At 77.3% G+C, this 4274-nt stretch carries 5 protein-coding genes and 1 pseudogene; 4 read left to right on the top strand and 2 right to left on the bottom strand.

Annotated features, from left to right (window positions below; genetic code table 11):
* Positions 1-412 (top strand): annotated as a pseudogene (locus G3I53_RS16850) (pyridoxal phosphate-dependent aminotransferase); the annotation flags it as partial.
* Positions 409-1539 (top strand): MBL fold metallo-hydrolase, encoded by a 1131-nt coding sequence (locus G3I53_RS16845; RefSeq protein ID WP_164438501.1) that lies wholly within the window; start codon positions 409-411, stop codon positions 1537-1539. The pseudogene G3I53_RS16850 and the gene G3I53_RS16845, both read left to right, overlap by 4 nt.
* A gap of 32 nt (positions 1540-1571) precedes the next feature.
* Here G3I53_RS16845 and G3I53_RS16840 read toward each other — a convergent pair whose 3' ends face one another.
* Positions 1572-2189, bottom strand: a complete 618-nt coding sequence (locus G3I53_RS16840; protein ID WP_164337098.1) for a VTT domain-containing protein — start codon at positions 2187-2189, stop codon at positions 1572-1574.
* Positions 2189-2962, bottom strand: coding sequence for an MBL fold metallo-hydrolase (locus G3I53_RS16835; protein ID WP_164438500.1), 774 nt, complete (start codon positions 2960-2962; stop codon positions 2189-2191). The genes G3I53_RS16840 and G3I53_RS16835 overlap by 1 nt, the downstream gene beginning before the upstream one ends.
* 82 nt (positions 2963-3044) lie before the next feature.
* Here G3I53_RS16835 and G3I53_RS16830 point away from each other — a divergent pair, with 82 nt between their 5' ends.
* Together G3I53_RS16830 and G3I53_RS16825 are read left to right on the top strand one after the other, a co-directional pair.
* Entirely contained in the window at positions 3045-3446 is a 402-nt protein-coding gene (locus tag G3I53_RS16830) for a hypothetical protein (RefSeq protein WP_164337604.1), read from the top strand.
* Between the two features lie 223 nt (positions 3447-3669).
* On the top strand, positions 3670-4274 hold a 605-nt coding region (locus tag G3I53_RS16825; RefSeq protein ID WP_343240635.1), incomplete at its 3' end, for a phage holin family protein.

Raw genomic sequence — 4274 nt, 5'->3', positions numbered from 1 at the left:
CACGACCCGGCTGCACGCGCGGGTGGCCGCCGCCGCCCACACGGCCCTCGTGGGCGCGGGCGTCCTCGCCCGGCCCCCGCAGGCCGGACGGCACCTGTACGCCGACCTCTCCCCGCTGGCGCCCGCGCTGGCCTCCCACGGCGTCGGCGACGCCCAGGAACTCGAGGACTTCCTCACCGCCCGGATCGGCATGCCCGCCCCGGGCGGGCACCGCTTCGGCGACGACCTCGAAGCACCGCGCGTGCGGCTGTCCACCGCCCCGCTGCTCGGCGACACCCCCGGGCAGCGGGCGGAATGCCTCGGCGCGCCCGAGCCGTTGGACCTTCCGCAGGTGCGCGGCGCGCTGCACCGCCTCACCTCGGTCCTCGACGACCTCCGCGACGACGTCCGGCGATGGGAGACCCCCCGATGACGCGACAGTCCGAGTCGACGACGAGCCCGACGGCCGCGAGCCGGACGACGGCCCCCCGGGCGGACACCGGCCCCGCCGCCAGGGACGCACCCGACCAGGCCGCCCGCGCACCCCAGGCCACGCCGTACCCACCGCTGGCCGAACCCCGCCCGCTCGCCGAGCGCCGGGTCTGGCCGCGCACCTTCCACGACCGGCTCACCGCGCCCCTGCCCGGCCTCAAGGCCATCGCCCGCTTCGCCCGCGAGGGCGCCGTGCGCCCGGACCGCGCGGGGCTCGCGGACATCCCCCGGCTGCCGTACGAGCCCGGCCCGCTGCCGCGCGTCGACGCCGGGACCGTCGCCGTCACCTGGGCGGGCCACGCCAGCTGGGTGGTGCGCATCGGCGGGCTGACCGTGCTCACCGACCCCGTCTGGTCCCGCCGGATCCTCGGCACCCCCGCCCGGGTCACGCCCGTCGGGGTCGCCTGGGACGCCCTGCCGCGCGTCGACGCCGTCGTCATCAGCCACAACCACTACGACCACCTCGACGCCCCCACCCTGCGGCGGCTGCCGCGCGACACCCCCGTGTTCGTGCCGGCCGGGCTCGGCCGGTGGTTCCAGCGCCGCCGCTTCACCCGCGTCACCGAGCTGGACTGGTGGGAGGCCGCCGAACTGCCGCCTCCCGGGGGCGGTCCGGGGCGCGGGGACGCGGTCCGCTTCGACTTCGTCCCGGCGCACCACTGGTCCAAGCGCACCCTCACCGACACCTGCCACTCCCTGTGGGGCGGCTGGGTGCTCACCGCGCCCGACGGGCAGCGCGTCTACTTCGCCGGGGACACCGGCTACGGCCACTGGTTCTCCCGCATCGGCCGCCGCTACCCCGGCATCGACCTGGCCCTGCTGCCCATCGGCGCCTACGACCCCCGCTGGTGGCTGCGCGACGTGCACTGCGACCCCGAGGAGGCGGTGCGGGCCGCCCAGGACCTGGGGGCGCGCCGCATGGCGCCGATGCACTGGGGCACCTTCGTGCTGTCCGCCGAGCCGGTCCTCGAACCGCTCACCCGGGTCAGGGCGGCCTGGGCCCGCGCCGGGCTGCCCCGCACCGACCTGTGGGACCTGCCGGTCGGGGCCTCCCGCGTGCTCACGTGAGAGCGGTCCCGCCCCGCACCCCGGGGGCGGGCTCACCCCGCGGTGTTCCCCCGCAGCCGGCGCCACAGGGACGGCGCCACGCTGATCAGCAGCGTCAGCACGACCGCCGCCAGCACGCCCTCCCACGGCTCGGCGAACAGCGACCCCCCGAGGACACCGATCAGCTGGTACGTCACCGCCCAGGCCAGACAGGCGGGGAGGTTGCCGCGGGCGAAGCGGCGCATCGGCCACTTCGCCAGCAGGCACGCCAGCATCACCGGGAGCCGCCCGGCCGGCATCAGCCGGGACAGCACCAGCACCGCCACGCCGTGGTCGCCCAGCTTCTCCTGGGCCTGCGCCAGCCGGTCCTCCGGTGCCCGGGCGCGGATCGCCTCCAGCCAGCGCGAGCCGCCCCGCGACTTCATCCCGCGCCGGCCCAGCCAGTACAGGGCCATGTCGCCGAGGAACGCCGCCAGCGCCGCCGTCACGAAGACCAGGGCCATCGAGAACGGCGCCGTCTGGTGGAAGGCGACCACGGCCGCCGAGCTGACCAGCGCGCCCGTGGGCACCACCGGCACCAGCGCGCCGATCAGCACCAGCAGGAACAGCGAGGGGTAGCCGATCGCCTGCTGGGTGGACTCCGGCGCCACGGCCGGGACGACGGCCAGGATCACCGGGTGTCCCCCAGCCGCACGCTCTCCCCGTGCCCGAGCCGGTGCACCGCCACCCGCGGCGTGCGGGCCGCGGCCAGCCGCACGAACTCGTCGCCCGGGGAGTGGAACTCGTGCGGGCGCACCGCGTCCATCCCGATCGGCCAGTACGTGCCGTAGTGCACCGGCACCGCGGCCCGGGCCCCCAGCAGGGCCAGCGCCTGGGCCGCGCGCCCCGCGTCCAGGTGCCCCGCACCGAGGTACGGGCCCCAGCCGCCCACCGGCAGCAGCGCCACGTCCACCGGACCGACCTCCTCGGCCATCGACTCGAACAGCCCGGTGTCCCCGGCGAAGTAGGTGCGCGTCTCGCCCTCCACGACGTAGCCGAGCGCCGGACACACGTGCCGCCCGACCGGCAGCCGCCGGCCGTCGTGCCGCGCGGGCACCGCCCGCACCACCAGGCCGCCCACCGGCAGCACCTCCCCGGGCGCCATCTCCCGCACCCGCAGGTGCGTGAGCCGGCGCAGCGCCGGCACCGCCCGGAGTGCGCCCCGGGGCACGAGCAGGAGCGTGCCCTCCTCCAGCAGCGCGAGGGAGGGCACGTGCAGATGGTCGGCGTGCAGATGGGACACCAGCGCCACGTCCGCCCGCCGGGCGTCGGGCGGCGGCACCGCGCCGCGCCGGCGCCGCAGATGGGCGAGCCGGCGGGCGAACAGCGGGTCGGTCAGCACGCGCGTGTGCGAATCCTCGACCGTGCAAGTGGCGTGACCCCACCAGGTGATCTCCACCGGCACTTCCCCGCCTCCTTCGCGCGACTCCCCGAAGCGTACGTGCAGGAGTAGGGTCGGCGACGAAACCGCCAGGTGAGGGGGCGCCATGGGACCGGTGCGGGTGACGGCGATCGCGAGTCTGACGCCGCTGGAGGAACTGGACGACGATCCGTTCCTGGTGGACTCCCGCAGCCAGCACGCCATGTGCGCCCGCTGGGCCGCCGAGCGCGGCTTCGTGGTGGTGCGGGAACTGCTCGTGCGCGGGCTGCGGCCCGACCACGGCGCGCTGTGGGAGGGGATGCGGCCCGGCACCGACCTGTTCGTGGCCCCCAGCCGCCGGGTGCTGGCCGGCGCCCTGTCCTCCGTCGAGGAGTTCACCGCCGAGTGCGCGCGGCGCGGGGTGCGCGTGGAGATCGTGGGCCGCCCCGAACCCGCCTACGACGCGGCGATGAAGGCCCGCGTCCACCGCCGCCTGTCCATGCCGACGGCCGGCTACGACGGCCGCTGACGCCCGGCCCGCCCCGCCCGCGGGGAACCCGCCGGAACCGCCCGCCGGGACCAGCCGCCGGGACCGCCCGCAGGGACCCCGGCCGGGACTGCCCGCAGGGACCCCCCCGCCGGGACCGCCCCGAGCGGGGACAAAACGGCCCTTCCGGCCGTTGTGGCAGGGTGGGTACCGGTTTCGAGGGCCGGTCGGTGACGACGGGCGGGGACGCGAGGTGTGGCGGGGCGTGGGCGGCGTGCGGTGGCGACGGGTCGCCAGTCAGATCGGGCGGAGCGTCGCCGTGTGGGTGGTCTCCACCCTCACCATGCTGCTGCTCGCCGGTCTCCTGCCCGACTTCCGGCTGCGCTCCGCGGACGGCGGCAGCGCCACCGACATCGCGGTCACCGCGGCGCTCGGCGCCGGTGCCTTCGGCCTGCTGTCCGCGCTGGTGTGGCCTCTGCTGGTGCGGCTGCTGCTGCTGGTGCCCGCGCTCGTCCTCGGTCTGCTGGTGTTCTTCCTCAACGGCGGGCTGCTGTGGCTGGCCCTGCGCCTCAACCCGGTCGAGCGGGGCTCCGCCGCCCCGGAGACCGCCGTGGTGGTCGCCGCGGTGATGTCCGCCGTCGCCTCCGCCACCGGTGCCGCCCTCGCCGTCCGGGACGACGACGCCTACCGCCGCCGCCTGTACCGCCTCGCCGACCGCCGCCGCCGCTCCGCCGGGCCCTGCCCGGCCACCCCCGGCGCCGTCTTCCTCCAGCTCGACGGGGTCGGCCACGACGTCCTGGTGGACGCCGTGGACCGGGGCCTGATGCCCACCGTCGCCCGCTGGCTCGGCCGGCCCCCCGGCCCCGGCGC

The organism is Streptomyces sp. SID14436, assembly GCF_010548465.1.
In the GTDB taxonomy this organism is placed as follows: domain Bacteria; phylum Actinomycetota; class Actinomycetes; order Streptomycetales; family Streptomycetaceae; genus Streptomyces.
This window is presented reverse-complemented; position numbering and strand designations above follow the sequence as displayed.

Bases quoted from the DNA above. Each gene is read 5' to 3' on its own strand.
- G3I53_RS16845 (WP_164438501.1), top strand. From the start codon at position 409: ATGACGCGACAGTCCGAGTCGACGACGAGCCCGACGGCCGCGAGCCGG.
- G3I53_RS16830 (WP_164337604.1), top strand. From the start codon at position 3,045: ATGGGACCGGTGCGGGTGACGGCGATCGCGAGTCTGACGCCGCTGGAG.